The sequence below is a fragment of the Halomonas korlensis genome (assembly GCF_900116705.1).
Lineage (GTDB): Bacteria > Pseudomonadota > Gammaproteobacteria > Pseudomonadales > Halomonadaceae > Halomonas > Halomonas korlensis.
On the sequence record NZ_FPBP01000001.1, the window covers coordinates 595,426 to 611,402 of the forward strand.

The 15,977-nt window shown below is 58.1% G+C and carries 14 protein-coding genes and 2 pseudogenes; 8 read left to right on the top strand and 8 right to left on the bottom strand.

From position 1 onward, the window contains the following. The first annotated feature begins 15 nt into the window (after nucleotides 1-15). Entirely contained in the window at nucleotides 16-942 is a 927-nt protein-coding gene (locus BM341_RS02670; RefSeq protein ID WP_175507777.1) for a 1-phosphofructokinase family hexose kinase, read from the top strand. A gap of 131 nt (nucleotides 943-1,073) precedes the next feature. On the opposite strand, the gene BM341_RS02675 is transcribed toward BM341_RS02670, so the two are convergent. From BM341_RS02675 to BM341_RS02685, 3 genes and pseudogenes are all read right to left on the bottom strand, one after another. Then, on the bottom strand, nucleotides 1,074-1,460 hold the full coding sequence (locus tag BM341_RS02675; protein WP_089792619.1) for a cupin domain-containing protein: 387 nt from the start codon (nucleotides 1,458-1,460) through the stop codon (nucleotides 1,074-1,076). 235 nt (nucleotides 1,461-1,695) lie between these two features. Then, nucleotides 1,696-1,803: pseudogene (locus BM341_RS02680) on the bottom strand (transposase); the annotation flags it as partial. Continuing rightward, nucleotides 1,784-2,518, bottom strand: coding sequence for a Crp/Fnr family transcriptional regulator (locus BM341_RS02685; protein WP_089792620.1), 735 nt, complete (start codon nucleotides 2,516-2,518; stop codon nucleotides 1,784-1,786). The gene BM341_RS02685 and the pseudogene BM341_RS02680, both read right to left, overlap by 20 nt. Before the next feature lie 541 nt (nucleotides 2,519-3,059). Between BM341_RS02685 and BM341_RS02690 the strand changes: the two genes are divergently transcribed. After that, nucleotides 3,060-3,728: a metallophosphoesterase gene (locus tag BM341_RS02690; RefSeq protein ID WP_089792622.1), complete on the top strand. Its 669-nt coding sequence runs from the start codon at nucleotides 3,060-3,062 to the stop codon at nucleotides 3,726-3,728. A 529-nt stretch (nucleotides 3,729-4,257) separates the two neighbouring features. Further along, nucleotides 4,258-5,760 carry an SLC13 family permease gene (locus BM341_RS02695; protein ID WP_089792624.1) on the top strand — a complete coding sequence of 501 codons (1,503 nt, stop codon included), beginning with the start codon at nucleotides 4,258-4,260 and terminating at the stop codon, nucleotides 5,758-5,760. 23 nt (nucleotides 5,761-5,783) lie between these two features. Here BM341_RS02695 and BM341_RS02700 read toward each other — a convergent pair. After that, nucleotides 5,784-6,589: pseudogene (locus BM341_RS02700) on the bottom strand (IS5 family transposase). A gap of 338 nt (nucleotides 6,590-6,927) precedes the next feature. On the opposite strand from BM341_RS02700, the gene trkI reads away from it, so the two are divergent. Genes trkI through BM341_RS02715 form a run of 3 tightly spaced genes read left to right on the top strand, consistent with a single transcriptional unit; the run spans nucleotide 6,928 to nucleotide 11,141 of the window. After that, a complete protein-coding gene (gene trkI / locus BM341_RS02705; RefSeq protein WP_089792718.1) occupies nucleotides 6,928-8,346 on the top strand; it encodes a Trk system potassium transporter TrkI in 1,419 nt (472 codons plus the stop codon). 37 nt (nucleotides 8,347-8,383) lie between these two features. Beyond that, nucleotides 8,384-10,423, top strand: a complete 2,040-nt coding sequence (locus BM341_RS19450) for a DUF4118 domain-containing protein (RefSeq protein ID WP_089792628.1) — start codon at nucleotides 8,384-8,386, stop codon at nucleotides 10,421-10,423. Next, the gene (locus tag BM341_RS02715; protein ID WP_089792630.1) at nucleotides 10,416-11,141 is read left to right on the top strand and encodes a response regulator; all 726 of its coding nucleotides are present in this window, start codon (nucleotides 10,416-10,418) and stop codon (nucleotides 11,139-11,141) included. Before BM341_RS19450 ends, BM341_RS02715 begins: the two co-directional genes overlap by 8 nt. Nucleotides 11,142-11,215: 74 nt before the next feature. Here BM341_RS02715 and BM341_RS19765 read toward each other — a convergent pair whose 3' ends face one another. The 3 genes from BM341_RS19765 to BM341_RS02725 form a co-directional block, all read right to left on the bottom strand. Further along, nucleotides 11,216-11,605 carry a MauE/DoxX family redox-associated membrane protein gene (locus BM341_RS19765; RefSeq protein ID WP_425431966.1) on the bottom strand — a complete coding sequence of 130 codons (390 nt, stop codon included), beginning with the start codon at nucleotides 11,603-11,605 and terminating at the stop codon, nucleotides 11,216-11,218. Continuing rightward, the gene (locus tag BM341_RS19770) at nucleotides 11,517-11,990 is read right to left on the bottom strand and encodes a glutaredoxin family protein (RefSeq protein ID WP_425431967.1); all 474 of its coding nucleotides are present in this window, start codon (nucleotides 11,988-11,990) and stop codon (nucleotides 11,517-11,519) included. The genes BM341_RS19765 and BM341_RS19770 overlap by 89 nt, the downstream gene beginning before the upstream one ends. Before the next feature lie 157 nt (nucleotides 11,991-12,147). Next, nucleotides 12,148-12,630: a YciE/YciF ferroxidase family protein gene (locus BM341_RS02725; protein ID WP_089792632.1), complete on the bottom strand. Its 483-nt coding sequence runs from the start codon at nucleotides 12,628-12,630 to the stop codon at nucleotides 12,148-12,150. Nucleotides 12,631-12,978: 348 nt separating this feature from the next. On the opposite strand from BM341_RS02725, the gene BM341_RS02730 reads away from it, so the two are divergent. Continuing rightward, nucleotides 12,979-13,785, top strand: a complete 807-nt coding sequence (locus BM341_RS02730) for a sulfite exporter TauE/SafE family protein (protein ID WP_089792634.1) — start codon at nucleotides 12,979-12,981, stop codon at nucleotides 13,783-13,785. Between the two features lie 205 nt (nucleotides 13,786-13,990). Beyond that, nucleotides 13,991-14,449 (top strand): MgtC/SapB family protein, encoded by a 459-nt coding sequence (locus tag BM341_RS02735; RefSeq protein WP_089792636.1) that lies wholly within the window; start codon nucleotides 13,991-13,993, stop codon nucleotides 14,447-14,449. A gap of 298 nt (nucleotides 14,450-14,747) precedes the next feature. On the opposite strand, the gene BM341_RS02740 is transcribed toward BM341_RS02735, so the two are convergent. Next, nucleotides 14,748-15,910, bottom strand: a protein-coding gene (locus BM341_RS02740) for an IS3 family transposase (protein WP_089792638.1) whose coding sequence is annotated in 2 segments (ribosomal slippage) — nucleotides 14,748-15,655 and nucleotides 15,655-15,910 — 1,164 coding nt in all. Because the reading frame shifts where the segments join, the coding sequence is not laid out codon by codon here. Nucleotides 15,911-15,977: the final 67 nt, after the last annotated feature.

Below are 15,977 nucleotides of genomic sequence, written 5' to 3' on the forward strand. Positions count from 1 at the left end.
GATATCAACGCCATCGTGACTCTGTGCATAAAGCCTACGGTTGATCTGTTTTGTCAAACCGAGCGCCTGATCGACGACGGCAAGAGTCGATGCCGGATCTCAAGTCGGGAGCCCGGTGGCGGCGGTATCAACGTGGCCCGCAATCTCCATGGAATGGGAATAAATGTGCTGGCGGTCCTCACAGCCGGCGGGGCCACCGGCAAACAACTGCGAGAAATGCTGGAAAGCAACAAGATTCCCTTTCGCTGTTTCGACATTGAAGACGACACCTGCCAGAGCATCGGCGTTACGGAGACATCCACCGGCAAGATGTATCACCTGGTATTTCCGGGACAGCAACTGAGCGAGCCCGAATGGCAAAACTGCCTAGTATACGTAACCAGCCTCGACCCCTGGCCTGAGTATCTGATACTCAGCGGCAGCCTGCCGGAGGGCGTACCCGATGATTTTTATGGCCGTATCGCCATGGACGCGAAGGGAAAAGGCATCAGGATAGTACTGGACACTTCCGGCAGGGCATTGGCTGCCCCCCTGAAAGCCGGCGTTTACCTGGCCAAACTCAATCGCGGTGAATTTGCCGACAGCGGTTATGCCGGCAGCCTGGACGACTACCAGAGCATGCTCGCCGCCATGGCTGAAATGGTGGCGAATGGAATGGCCGAGGCCCTGATTGTCACCCTGGATGCGGAGGGCGCGCTGCTGGCAAGCCGCGATGGCGACAGCCTCCATGTCCGTCCACCCGCGACGAAGGTGGTAAGTCATGTGGGTGCAGGGGACAGCTTTGTTTCGCTGCTCGTCTATCAGTTGTACCAGGGAAAATCGCTAGCAGAAGCTTATCGATATGGAGTGGCCGCAGCCGCGGCCAAGGTGCAAATACCCGGCAATTATCTCGCTGATATGGAGCTAGTCGAGAACATCTATCAACAGATAAGCCGAAAATAGCAAATAGCCTATGAAGTGGGAGGCGCGTAAGAACGCTCCTCAACTGCCAGCGTCTAACCAGAGGTGTTTCTGATAGTCGCTCAATCGGTGCGATGAGTCTGAACTTACGTTTCGAGTCCGAAACCGACATCTTAGTCATCGTCGAGGTAGATATATCGGACGTCCGAATAGCTGTCAGCGGCGAAAGCAAAGAAGAACTTGGCCGGTTCGTCAGCGTGCACCGCGTGCTCAATATTTCCCGGAATGAACAGGGCGGTACCTTCTGAGAGCAGGAACTCTTCGGCACCGACCCTCACGCGCGCCATTCCGGCCAGACCAAAGTAAACTTCCGGGTGGGCGTGCCTGTGGAGAGGCAAGGGCTCGCGGGGCCCGACAGACGCTACCCCACATGTCAGGCTGTCGGTCGCTGTCCGGTCGGCGGAGAAAAGCATCTTGAACCGGGCGCGATACTTGCCGTGGCATTGCAGCACTTCCTCTTCCGTTGTCCGCAAATCCCGCTGCACTGGTACATTACTCATGGGCTCTCTCGTATCTTGTAACGTGGTTCGCTTGAGTGCCGGTTTCGGAAGCCCGCTATCAACTGGGCGAAAGGATGCTGCCCAATATCATAACGCGTGAAAGCAGGTTACCCTGAGGTGCTGATTAACACTATAGGAGAACTAACCGGAAGCACAAACCAATGTCTCCATTTGCCTGCTCCAAAGCACATAAGGCTGCTTGGTAGGGGTGGTAGTTGGTAGAGAATTGTCGTCTCTACGGAGCCGCTGTGCTGGCCAGCTTGTCATAGCGGGTACCGAGGCGGCGCTTTTCCTTCAACCCGCTGAACAGGCGCTCAACGACATTACGTTGGCGGTACTTTGGAAGGGTCTAGTTGGTAATGAAGATAGTTTGGATTGAACTGCGTATACTCTTTTAGACGTTCCCAATCGAGTATAAACATACGCTTATTTTCCAAGTAAATTAGATTACCTCTGTGTAACTTTCGAAGGACACGGTTGATATGTACATGCGTAATGCCCATCGACTCGCCCAGCTCAGCTTGAGTAAGCGGAAGCTCGAAGCTGTTATCTTGGGTAAGACCCGCAGCGCGCGAGCGTAGTAGCAATTCACAGAAGAGATGAGCCAAGCGCTTGTCGGCAGTTCGGGTACCCGCATTAACCAGCCACTCTCGCAGAATCGCTTCATCCACCAGCGATGACCAGATAAGCGCTCTGGCAAGCCGGAGGTTATGCTCCATGAGGTTACTGGGCTCGTCAGGCGAAAAAATTATAACTTTTAAGGGGGTAAGCGAGCGAATCGAGTGGTCCATTTGATCCAGAATGGAAGTGTAAAGATCGCATATATCACCGGGAATCAGGTAGGCCATGATGTGCTGCTCGCCATTCTCAAGGCGCTTATAACGGCAAGCCCAGCCCTCGGCTATGAGTCGCACCTCATCAGGCTTTTGCCCTTCGCTGATAATGTCCACCCCTTTTTTGATGGTTGCCCGTCTCCTAACTGCACCTTCTAGAATCCGCTCTTCTTCACTGGTGAGCTCCATGAATCTTCCCAGTTTATTTATCAAGGGAGTTGTCATATTCGCCTCCTGCGAAACATGCATCAGGAAGACTTGTTTTAGGATTTGGCAGAGCTGATCTGCTCTCCGTGAAATCACCTCTCCGAGCTTTATCGACAATTATTAAATTGAAAGCAGCTAAAGTGCTTAGTTGACGTGCAGTGTATTTAAGTAAAGCGCAACCACCGAACTTAATCAATTTTTCCAATCTGCTGACATCATCGAAACCCTCCAAATTCCATGCTGATAAGACTTCCAGCTGAGGGGCCGAGATGATGAGTAATGCTAGAGGCTCGGGACGAAATCATCGGAGGTTGGGATAGCGCTGGCGTGGCTAGGAAATGATGCGGGTGACACTTGTCATATAAGTTTGACCAAGTCTGTACCTACAACGCCCAGGACGACACCGATACAGTGGAGGACGCTGCTGACTTCCTGCGCCAGGCTTGTGGTGTATGTAGCCGGGACTAGATCGACCACCGCGATACGGCAAGGCCATGCTCGACCGCATCGTTATCGACTGCCAGCGCTGGGAGTGGCCACAGGAAGGAGGGCTGAACAGATGGAGCTGATCACAAAGCATGAAGAGAACACGAGCGGCCGCGACTTCTTTGTCGGTGATATTCATGGGCAATACGGGCTGCTGATGCAGGCGATGGCGCGTGTTGAGTTCGATAAGAGTCGCGATCGGCTCTTCTCGGTGGGCGACCTGGTCGACAGAGGGACGGCGTCATTCGAATGCCTGTCGCTTGCCTTTGCGCCATGGTTCTACGGGGTGCGCGGAAACCATGAGATGTTGGCACATGCAGCCCTCAACGAAGGCAGCGGTCGCGCCTGGGATCTCTGGCAGATCAATGGCGGCAGCTGGGTATATCTCCACAACGTCCATGAGGTTCGCACCCTCCTCGACGGAGCCCTGGAGCACCTGCCTTATGCCCGGATGGTCGAGGTGGATGGCAAGCATATCGGCGTCGTCCATGCCGATCCTCCGCAAAACTGGGAATCGCTCGCGCGGGAGGATCCCTCAGCCGACCGCCATGCCTTGGTCTGGGGCCGGACACGCATCAGCGAGATGGACAGGACCCCGGTCGCCGGCATCGACGCCGTGGTCGTCGGTCACACCATCGTTGAGCAGCCGACCTCACTGGGCAATGTCCTTTACATCGATACCGGTGCCTGCCACTCGGGCTGGTTGACGCTAATCGAAGCGCGAGAGGTGTTGGCGCGGTGATAGAGATCATTGAGTCTTGGCCGCCCAGTACGAACCGCATTTGGTGCAATGTCATGAAAGTCACCAGGGCCTGAGCCGCCTGCCCTGATGTGTCGGGGACTAATTCCAGGCCACCATGCTGATAAGACATGCCTCGCATGCCAGTCGTCATCGTTTGCGGCGCTCCCTGGAACGATACCCCCAGGCGCAAACACTGCTGATGGGATGCCCTCGAGACTCCTGTCCTGATAAACGTTCGTACCGCTGAAAAGCACCGAGGGTTATAACGCCAGGGGGCATCCATTAGTCGCAGGCCATCTCTGGCAGTGGTGGCGGGTAATACTTGGCCTGCACAATATCGCCAGACAACGTGAGGGCTAAGTGGCATCGATGTTTTTATAACTTATTGTTTATTATGACCATGTAAGACTGCCCGTACCGGGCTCGTATTGTCTGGCAAGGTATACCGGCCCACCTGAGAAGTATTGGAAGCTCGGCATGGCAACCGTAATACTCGCCTGCAATCGTTATTTCATTGCAGGTAACCACCATGTTGCAATCCTCCGGAGTGGCGGCTCAAACGCCCTATACCGAAGCCGCCGCTTTCAAGCCATTCTCGCTCGTGCTGGGCATCATCATTGGCCTGGCCGTCTTCTTTCTGCTGCCCGAGTCTTTGGCACTCAATGCCCGCATCGTGGCGGCTATCGCCATGCTGATGGCGACCTGGTGGATGACCGAGGCGATCCCCATCCCGGCCACGTCGCTGCTGCCACTGGTGCTCTTTCCGTTCTTTGATATCGCCACGGTAGGGGAAACGGCCTCGCCCTATGCCCACAGCATCGTCTTTTTGGTGCTGGGCGGGGTGTTGCTGGGTCTAGCGACTCAACGCTGGAACCTGCACCGGCGCTTCGCGTTACTGACGGTACTCACCGTAGGCACCAGGCCGGCGCAGATCGTCTTCGGCCTGATGGCCGCCAGTTGGTTCATCACCATGTGGGTCAGCAACACCGCCACGGCAGTGATCATGGTGCCGATCGGCGGCTCTATCATTGCCTTGGTAAAGTCGCTGGGGAACGGCGATGACACGCCCAAGTTCTCGGCAGCCGTGCTGCTGGGCATCGCCTACGCCATCACCATCGGCTCCATGGCGACGCTGATCGGCCAGCCGCCCATGGCGCTGATGCGCGCCTATATGGAGAACACCCATGACCTGAGCATCGGTTTCGGCCACTGGATGCTGATGGGGGTGCCCTTCTCCACCACCATGCTGATCGTGGCCTGGTTCGTGCTCAACAAGATAGTGTTCCGTGCCGAGGTCGAGGACATTCAAGGCGGCCGCGCCATGATCGAGTCCGAGCTCAAGGCCATGGGCCGGCTCTCACCGGAGGAGAAGCGGGTTCTGATGGTCTTTGCCGGGGCGGTGTTCTTCTGGGTCTGCGTGCCGCTGATCGGCAAGATTCCAGCGGTACAGACCACGCTGCCTTGGCTTGCGAATATCAATGACACCAGCATCGCCATCCTGGCGGCCATCCTGATGTTCGTGATTCCTGCCTCGAAGGGTCAGGGCGCGCTACTGGACTGGTCAGCTACCCGCGACGTTCCCTGGGGCGTACTGATCCTGTTCGGCGGGGGCCTGACCCTGTCCGCTCAGTTCACGGCCACCGGGCTGAGTGTCTGGATCGGCGAGAGCGTATCGGGTCTGGCCGGTTTCCCGCCGATTCTGGTGCTGGCTTTCACTGCCCTGGTGATCATTCTGTTGACCGAGCTGACCAGTAACACCGCCACGGCGGCGGCCTTCTTCCCGATCATGGGGGCCATCGCCGTCGGGCTAGATATCGATCCCTTCCTGATGACCATCGTGGTGACCTTCGCCGTCAGCTGCGCCTTCATGCTGCCGGTGGCGACGCCTTCCAACGCCGTGGCCTTTGCGACGGGGGACCTGCCAATCAAAAATATGATCCGTGCGGGCATCTGGCTCAACGTGATTGGCCTGCTGGTGATCATCGTGGCGCTCTATACCATCGTACCGCTGGTGTTCGACGTCTCCTTCTGAGCCGTCACGCCTAAGAGTGCCTTTCAAAACTTGCCTTGAAGCTTGTTCCAGCAGATCAGCGAACAGCCCAGTAGCGTCAAGGCATAGTGGATATCGACGCGCCGTTCATAGCGGGTGACGAGTCGCCTCATCCGTCCCAACCAGGCAAAGGTACGCTCGACCACCCAGCGATGACGCCCGAGTCGCTGACTGTCTTCCACGCCCCGACGGGCAATGCGGGGCTGGATACCCCGCGTTCGGCACGATCGGCGGCAGCGCCGATGATCGTACGCCTTGTCCGCATGCAGCTTGCCAGGACGACGACGAGGCCGCCCCGGCCGGCCTGAGGATAGGGGCGCAACGCTGTCGAGCAACGCCGCCAGCGGCACGCTGTCGTTCATGTTGGCGCCTGACAGCAGAATCGCTAGAGGCACCCCCTGACGATCGGTCAGCAGGTGGCGTTTGGTGCCTGGCCTACCTCGGTCTGTCGGGTTGGGGCCGATGGCCGAGCCCCCCTTTTTGCCGGTACGGAGGCGCTATCTATACAGGCCCGCTCCCAGTCGAGTTGGTCAGCGTGATGCAGGTGCTCCAGCAGCGTTTGATGTAAACGCTCCCAGACGCCCGCTTCGTGCCAGTCACGCAAGCGACGCCAGCAGGTGACGCCTGAGCCGCAACCCATCTCCTGCGGCAGCATCTCCCAGGGGATGCCTGAGCGAAGAACGAACAGGATGCCTGTCAGGGCGGCGCGGTTGGAGATGGGCGGCCGTCCGCCACGCGGCTTGGGCGTTGGCGGTGGCAGTAGGGGCTCGACAATGGACCAGAGTTCGTCGGATACGATCTTCTTAACCATACCGAAAATCTAGGAACGGCTGACGCTGTTTTCAAGGTTTTGAAAGGCGCTCTAAGGGAACATCGCCGCTCGCTTGAGCGGCGATAGCATTGACCGGCAGTCCTTTCAGTTTGAGTTTCTGGAGCCTGCTTAATAGTTGCTGATTACCCTCAGCGGGGGCCAGGCGCACCGTGCCCCAACGCCTGCATTTTTACAGTTTTTTTATATCGTTTCGTGAATCATCGTCCTTACGCCATCAACGGAGTGGGACGAAGGTGTCCAGTCGCAGCGTTCCATCAGGAAGGCTCATCCAAGGGGTGAACAAGCGGGCGTACCGTTGGGCGCCGGTACTGAAGGTCATGTCGGTGTTGTGGCTGATCCTGGCCCTTTTCATGACCCTCCCGTGGTTGGTATTGCTGATCGAGGGCGAACCCGATGCCCTGGCATTTGGACTATCGATTCTCATCGTGTTGTCCGCGGTCATGGTTTCCTGGCTGGTCACCCTGAGGGTGCCCGTGGTCCTCAAGCCTTGGCAGATGTTCGTATTGACCACGCTGAGCTGGGTCACCATCAGCGGCTTCGCCAGCCTGCCGCTCGTGCTTGGCGCGCCCCAACTCACCTTTACCAATGCGGTATTCGAGTCGGTATCGGCCATCACGACCACCGGCTCGACGGTATTGGTCGGCATCGAGTTTCTGTCCGATGGGCTCAAGCTATGGCGCGGCATCATGCAATGGTTGGGCGGCATCGGCATCATCGTGATGGGGATCGCGATCCTGCCGTTTCTGAAAGTGGGAGGCATGCGGTTGTTCCATACCGAGTCCTCGGACTGGTCGGACAAGGTAATGCCTCGCACGGGCGGCATCGCCAAGGCGACCCTGAGTATCTATTGCGGTTTCACCTTGATGGCCATGCTGGCGTATTGGCTGGGCGGCATGACACCGTTGGATGCCGCAGTGCACGCCATGACCTCACTCGCCACGGGAGGGTTCGCCAACTCCGATGCCTCCTTCGGCGCCTATGCCAGCCAGCCGCATCTGCTGTGGCTGGGCAGCCTTTTCATGTTGTCCGGCGCCTTACCTTTTGTGCTGTATATACGTTTCCTGCGCGGGTCGCGACAGTCGTTGTGGCGCGACCAGCAGGTCCAGGGACTCATGTCATTGTTGTTTCTGGTGATCCTAGGGTTGACCGCTTGGCGGGTCTGGCAAGACACACCGGGCTTCGAGGCCCTGACCCATGTGACGTTCAACGTCATCTCGGTGGTAACGACCACCGGTTTTGCCTCGGAGGACTATAGCACCTGGGGCCCCCTGGCCTTCGTGGCGTTCTTCTACCTGACCTTCGTCGGAGGATGCAGCGGCTCCACCAGCGGCGGCATGAAGATCTTCCGCTTCCAGGTAGCGATGATCCTGCTGCGCAACCAGCTGCGCTTCCTGATCCACGCCAATGGCGTCTTCGCCTCCCGCTACAATCATCAGCCACTCACTGATGACGTCACGCGCGGAGTGGTGGCCTTCTCGTTCTTCTTCTTCCTGACCATCGCCGGTCTGGCATTGGGCTTGGCCCTGCTGGGGCTGGACTTCACCACGGCGCTGTCGGGGGCGGCCACGGCGGTGGCCAATGTAGGCCCAGGTCTGGGGGACATCATCGGGCCTGCTGGCAATTTCGCTTCCTTGCCGGCCTCGGCCAAATGGCTGCTCTGCTTGGGAATGCTGATGGGGCGGCTTGAAATCCTCACCGTGCTGGTGCTCCTGACGCCGATGTTCTGGCGTCGCTAGACTGATGACATGTCTCGAATGAAAGGACACACGATCGATGAATGCTAAGCCGCCATCAGACTCGTCACCTACCCTTGCACCGGCCGCTACCGACAAGACGGACAGTGCCGGCCTGGTAGGCGGGACCCGCGCGCCGCGTCCTCGATTGTTGGTCGCGCTTAGCGGCGGCAGCGAGGACGCCGCATTGGTACGGGCAGCTCACCGCCTGGCAGAACGCGAAGGAGTCTCCTGGCGAGCCATTCACGTGGATAAAGGAAGCGACGATGCTCAGCGACGCCTGGTGCTGGAAAAGGATTTCGCCATGGTGGCCCGGTTGGGCGGCGATACCGTGTCGATTCAGGGTCAGGATCGCGCCACCGAGTTGCTCCACTATGCCGACGAACACCGCATCGCCACCCTGCTAGTGGGTAGGCCACGCTCGTCAGGTTGGCGCTTCTGGCGTCGCACCCTGGCAGAGCAACTGATGCGTCAACGTGGCACCTTCGATCTGGTGGTGGTTGCCGAGGCTCGCAAGCGGCCACGCTTTCGGCCGCGCCCCACGTGGCAAGCGGTGCGACTCCAGGAGCCACTCGTCGCGATAGCAAGCACCTTGGGTGCCCTGGGCATTGCCTGGGGACTCCAGGCATGGCTGGAACTGGCCAACCTGTCGCTGGTGTTTCTTGCCGCGGTGCTGGTCAGTGCTGCTCTGGCCGGCACCCGGGCCGCCATGCTCTGTGCCGTGCTCGGTTTTCTTACCTTCAATTACTTCTTCACTCGCCCGCACTTCTCGCTGGCCATGGTCGAGCGCGAGCAGCTGCTGACGGTCATCTTCTTCCTGCTGGTCGCGGTCGTCGTCGGTCAACTGGCGGGCAGTGGACGCCGCCGGCTGATAGCCTTGCGCAGCAGCCGGGAGCAGACACAACGGCTGCTCGCCTACTCCCGAGCCTTGTCAGTGGCCACCGACTGGGACCAGGTGCGCGATACCGGCATTGCCTCCCTGGAGCGATGGCTGGGCGCGCCAGTTGCCTTTCTCAATCGCGAGGAAGGAAATCCTGGCCTGGTGATTCAGTACACCGAGCCGCCCGGCATCACGCTCGATGCCGCCGCGCTGACGGCGGCGAGCTGGAGTTGGCAGCATCGCCAGCCCAGCGGCCTGGGTACCGCCAACCTGGCGGATGCCGACCAGGGCTGGCGTCTGCTGCCACTAGTGGAGCAGGACCGCGTGCTGGGTATCGTTGGGCTCGAGCTGGGACGACGCGCGACCCCGCTCGGTCCTGACCAGGAAGCGATGATCGAGGCGCAGGTCAGCCAGTTGACCATGGCATTGGAACGAACGCGCCTGGTCAGTGAGCTGAGTACCGCGCGTCTGTCGGAAGAAAACGAGCGGCTACGCTCGGCACTGTTGTCATCGGTGTCCCATGACTTGCGAACTCCACTGGCGTCGATCATCGGTTCGGCGAGTTCGCTGCGCGATCTGTCGCCGCAACTGAGCGCAATGGACAAGGACGAGCTGCTCGACAGCATCCTGAGCGAAAGCGAGCGACTCAATCGCTACATTCAGAACCTGTTGGACATGACCCGGCTGGGCCACGGCAGCCTGAAGATCGAGCGCGACTGGATCTCGCTGGATGATCTCGTGGCGGCTGCCTTGCGACGACTCGGCCCCTCGCTGGATTCGGTGGACATTGAACGTGACTGGCCGGATGACTTGCCCTTGTTGTTCGTGCATCCAGCCTTGATCGAGCAGGCACTGGTCAACGTGATCGACAACGCGGCGCGATTTTCCCCGGCCGGGGGCCGCGTCGGTATCCAGGCACGGCATGACAGCGCTGGGGGGCAACTGGAGATTTGCGTGACGGATCAAGGACCGGGCATAGCCCCAGAGCAGCGCGAGGCGGTATTCGACATGTTCGTTACCGACAGCGAAGGTGACCGCAGTCGCCACGGCAGTGGCCTAGGACTTGCCATCTGTCGTGGCATGCTGGGCGCTCATGGCGGCAGCATCGTCGCTCAGCTCGGCCCCCGGGGCACTGGCACCACTATCATCATGCACCTGCCGTTGCCGGCAGCAGACGACGGGAGGCGTAGTGATGAGTAAGCGCTCACTCGTGCTGATCATCGACGACGAGCCGCAGATCCGCCGCTTCCTGCGGATCAGCCTGGTTTCCCAAGGGTTCGGGGTGATCGAGGCGGCGAGCGGTGCCGACGGCCTGGCGCGGGTCAAGGAGGAAGGCCCCGACCTGGTGCTGCTCGATCTTGGCCTGCCGGACATGGATGGCCAGACGGTGCTGGATGCTCTGCGTGCCCACAGCGCCGTGCCGGTGATCGTCGTCTCGGTGCGGGAACAAGAAGCCGAGAAGGTGCGGGCCCTCGATAACGGTGCCAACGACTATGTCACCAAGCCATTCGGTATCCAGGAACTGCTGGCTCGGGTGCGATCGTTGTTGCGCTACCAAGGGCAAGCGAATGAGGATCGAACCAACCTCCGCTATCGCTACGCAGGACTGGTCATCGATCTCGCGGCCCACCAGGTCAGCCTGGAAGGCGAAACGGTGCACTTGACGCCCAAGGAATATGCCGTTCTCAAGCGCCTCGTGCGACATGCCGGGCGTGTCGTTACTCAGTCTCAGCTATTGCGTGAGGTATGGGGACCCACCCACACTCACGATAGCCATTATCTGCGCATCGTGGTCAGCAAGCTGCGTCACAAGCTTGGCGATGACCCCCGAACCCCTCACCTGTTGCAGACCGAAGCCGGCGTCGGCTATCGCCTGCTGGCGGAACTCGATGCCGACGCGACGTCTAGATCGACGTGATGTCCATTTGCCGCCTCCTTGGCGGGTCAATGAGAATCCAGGTGATCGTTCTAGTCAGGAAACTCACCTTGTCTTCAGAGAAAGAGAGCTTTCAGCGGCATCCAAATCCCCATGCCCATCATGATCAGGTTTTCGGTTAGTGATACGAACCCCAGTGGGACATTGCTGTTACCACCCACACAGGCGCATTTCAGTTCACGCTTGTCGATATACACGGCTTTGAAGACGGAGACAGCCCCCACCGTGCCAATAAACAATGCGAGCGGTGCAGCGATCCAGATCAGGGCTCCCGCCAGCATCAAGATACCCGCCAAGGTTTCGGCGTAAGGATAGAAGTAACTGTAGGGGACATGGCGCTGGGCCAGAAGGTCATAGTTAAGAAACATGGTGCTGAAGCTTTCGACGTCCTGCAGTTTTTGTAGCCCCAACAATGCCATGGCGGTAGCAATGGCATACTCCGGCATCCGCCCAGACACGAGAGCCGCTGGCTGCCCAGATTACCGCCAGGCCGATCAGCAAGGACGTGGCGAAGATGGCGATGACCGGCTGGTAGGTGGTTTCCTTGTCACCGGGCACACTCAACCCCAGGTAGGCACGAACCTCCTCGTAGCCCCCCACTTGTTTATCGCCGATATAGACTTGCGGCGTGGTATCGACACCGGCGCCTTGCTTGAATTCGTCAATGGCCTGGCGGGACGTGAGGGTATGATCCTCGACTCGATAACCCTTACGCTTGAGCAGGTCCACGGTTTTCAGGCCAAAAGGACAAAGATGCTCCTCCGTCTTCATTCGATACACGCGGGCCGTTCCCTGCTTTGAAGAAGTCGGTGTCGCAGTCGCGGTGCTCATGCGCGTCAGCCTCCCTAGATTAGCAATTCTAACTAAAGCACCAATCTCTGGCGGTCCTCCTGTCTCTCGACATTGCCCTCTAGATGGCCGCCATTATGCCTAACAGGCTAGAACTTACAGGCCACCTAAAGGTCAAGTGTCGCACCACGATCTCCACTTATGAGTTAATGCTTTTTTTCGCTAGTGCAGTGAGCGCCTCATCGGCGCCTTTTTCTTCGTTGAGTATCTGCGACAGAAGAACCGTTGCCTCGGTATCCCCCAGCTGGTCAGCCAGGGTGCACAAGGTTCCATAGGTAGCGATTTCGTAATGTTTGACTTGCTGCAACACCCCGATCAGGCCGGCATCTCGAACCGGCCCTTTTTCGCTGGCCTCTACTATTTCCTGCGCATCCTCGAGCAAGCTCTCCATGGCATAGCATTTGATGCGACTGAGCCGGATATTCGGCAGCGTATTCGCTGCCTGCTCGACTCTTTCCATGTGGGAGTATGTTTTCTCGAGATGGACGCTCAGCATCTCGACTAATCGAGGCGCTTCTGCTGCACGGGCCAGCTTTGGAAGCGCACGAATCATTTGCTTTTCTGCGCTATTCGCCTCAGATAACAGGTGCGCAAAAAGATCTTCGATGCTTTTGATAAGCATACGGCTCTCCCTGTTGGTTACCTTACAGCCAGCATCCCTGACTCAGTTAAAAAGCCCTGTCGAACCGGGTACTCGTCAACCTTGCCCTGAAAATAGTCTTCTTTTGCGAGACGCCCCGATCATGGAGCGCAATACCCTTGAATCCCTATGGGAAAATCTAGCAGATCAGGCGTGAACATCACGTTGACATCAATGTGACAACCTTGAAGCGTCATGCTAAGTTGCGACTCGATTGATTCTTGCATGACTTAATTAAATTACGTGCAAACAGCCTGTCGGCCGCTCTCGCCATGTGCCTTATTCGGCTCAGCGCAAGGGCTGCCAGACACAGCAAGGGGCCTTGGCGCATTGGATATCTTGTGGTGGTTGGCCTATCTGGCCCTGGGAGGGTTCGTTGGCTTGATGGCTGGTCTGCTGGGCATCGGAGGCGGCGGGATCATGGTACCGATCCTGACATCGCTTTTCGTGATACAAGGCGTACCCCACGAGCATCTCGCGCACCTTGCCCTTGGAACTGCGATGGCGGCTATCGTACCGTCCTCGCTGTCGAGCCTGATGACACATCATCGCCACGGTGCGGTTCGCTGGGAAGTCGTCCGCTACATTACTCCCGGCATACTGGTAGGGACTTTCCTGGCGACGTTTGTGGCTGCCCTGATACCCACAGGCGGCCTGGCGATCTTCTTCGCCTGCTTCATGATGTTGATGTCAGTACAGATGCTGGTCAATCTCAGGCCCAAGCCGTCACGCGGCCTGCCAGGCCCCATGGGCATGAGTGGTGTTGGTGTCGGGATAGGCGGAATTTCTGCCTTGGTGGCCATTGGTGGCGGTGCACTGACGGTACCGTTTCTGACCTGGTGCAATATCAAGGTTCAGCATGCCATCGGGACGTCAGCGGCGGTGGGATTGCCGATCGCCTTGGCCGGTGCGCTGGGTTACCTCATCAATGGCTGGGCTGTCAGTGGGCTACCCGATGCTGCCCTGGGATTCATCTATTTGCCTGCGCTGCTATTGATGGCTCCGCTGAGCATCATCACCGCGCCGCTGGGCGCCAGGCTCGCGCACCGGCTGCCGATCGCTACACTAAAGCGAGTCTTCGCCGTGATGCTGGCCATCCTGGCCATACAAATGGTCTACGCCGTGTTCACGGCCTAGACACACCGCAGAGCGTTAAGCGGAAAAGTTGCAGAGCTTCGGCCTTGTTGGCTCGATGCTGTTTGGCGTGTGGCCGTGGTTCACGGTAAACCAGTTGGTTATTGCAGGCTGCGTACCAGAGCAATCGCCGGCCTCTCTATAATAGCAATAGTGACATCGTGTGTTACTACACGCTGAGCTTCTTCTCATGGAATGAGAGGCGCTTATGGATTACGAGATTCCGATCCTGGATATGCTGACGCGGCTTGTCGTCGCCGTGGGCCTGGCGCTACTGCTGGGCCTTGAACGCGAACTTCGAGGCAAGCCGGCAGGGTTACGCTCGCACATGCTGGTCTCACTGGGGGCCGCCGCTTTCACCATTCTCGGCATGAGCATCATGTATGAGACAGCGGTGGGAGATCCTTCAGCGCGGATCGATCCCACCCGTGTCATCGAAGGCATCGTCGGTGGGATCGGCTTCCTCGGTGCCGGGAGTATCATTCGAAGCGGGGGCAGCATAACCGGTCTAACGACTGGCGCTTCAATCTGGTTGGCGGGTGCCGTCGGGGTGGCCGCCGGCTTGAACAACTTCCCCCTTGCCGGGATGGTAACCGCCCTTGCCCTGGTGATCATCGTGGTGCTCGGCTTCTTCGAGCGGGAGCTTATCAACAAGCGCAAGAAATAATCTTTGGGAACGGCCAAGGTAGAAAGGGCCAAAGCGTTAAAACTTAAGATTGTAAAAAACCCGACCTCTCGGCCGGGCTTTCAACACTTGCTCTTCCCTGTCATCTCTCCACGAACTTCCTGTTCGTGCATCCTTGAGAGCATCGAGCCTTCCCTGCTCGGTCTTCCCTGTCGAGCATTCCTTGCTCTACGTGCTCAGGATGCCAGTCGTTTCCTGCAGATGATTTAACCTACGCTAACGAAACAAAAAAATTTCCGCCCTCTCAGCTGTATCTGGGTGAAGGCAGAAATTGTAGTGGTCAACTAATCCCGGACAGTATTTTAAGTTTTTCTTCAGCGACCACGGGTGGCATGCCGTCATTGAAGGTATGAGGACGTTGCCTGTTGTAGTAGTCCATCAGGTAGTCGCCAATATCCTTTCGTGCATCAGGAATTGAGCGGTAACCGAGTGAAGGGATCCATTCGCTTTTCAAGCTTCGGAAGACTCGCTCCATCGGGGCATTGTCCCAGCAGTTTCCCCGGCGACTCATGCTTTGCTCCATGCGATAACGCCAGAGCCTCTGACGGAACAATCGACTGGCGTACTGACTGCCTTGGTCAGTGTGGAAGAGAACCCCGGTCGGCTTGCCTCGTTGCTCGTAAGCATGAACCAGTGCCTTTACCACCAACTCGGCATCAGGTCGGTCCGATAATGCCCAACCCACAATACGACGGGCGTAAAGATCCAGAACGACCGCCAGATAGCTCCAGCGCTGGCCGGCCCACACATATGTGATATCGCCGCACCACGCCTGGTCTGGGCGACTGACGCTGAACTCACGGTTCAACCGATTAGGAATGTCTGGCCTCTCCACGGTGGCCTGCTTGTAAGCGTGTGGCCCTGGCTGTTTGCAGATCAGCCCCAGCTCACTCATCAGTCGACGGACCTTGAAGCGTCCGATTTTGACACCTTCGTCATTGAGCATGCTGGTGATCATCCGGCTGCCCGCTGAGCTTCGGCTCTTGCGGAATATCCGGCTCACATCGGCTCGCAGCACGACTCTTTCGGCATCCACTACGGACCGTCTGCGGCGATAGTCGTAATAGCTGGACCGGGATACCTCAAACGCTTTACAGACCATCTCAACCGGCTCCTGCTCACTTAACTGGTCTATCAGCGCGTACGATTCATCTCGTCCGACATCAAGAGAGCGGTAGCCTTTTTTAGGATCGATTTTTCCCGTTCCAGGCGCTCACAACGGGCTTCCAATTCCTGGATCCGCTGCTGCTCCGGCGTCAGCGCTTTGGACTGGGGAGTCACCCCGCCACGCTCTTCAGAGAGCTGCTTCACCCATCGCCTGAGGGCGTTTTCGCCGACATTCAAAGAACGGCTGGCTTCGGCAACAGAGTAGCCTTGGTCAAGCACCAGACAGGCCGCTTCCTGCTTGAACTCCGGTGTAAAAGATCGTCGTTTCCTGGTCATCAGACACCTCGTGAACGGTGGCAATGTTACCACCTACGTTGGTGTCCGGTTTCATTGGACCACTACA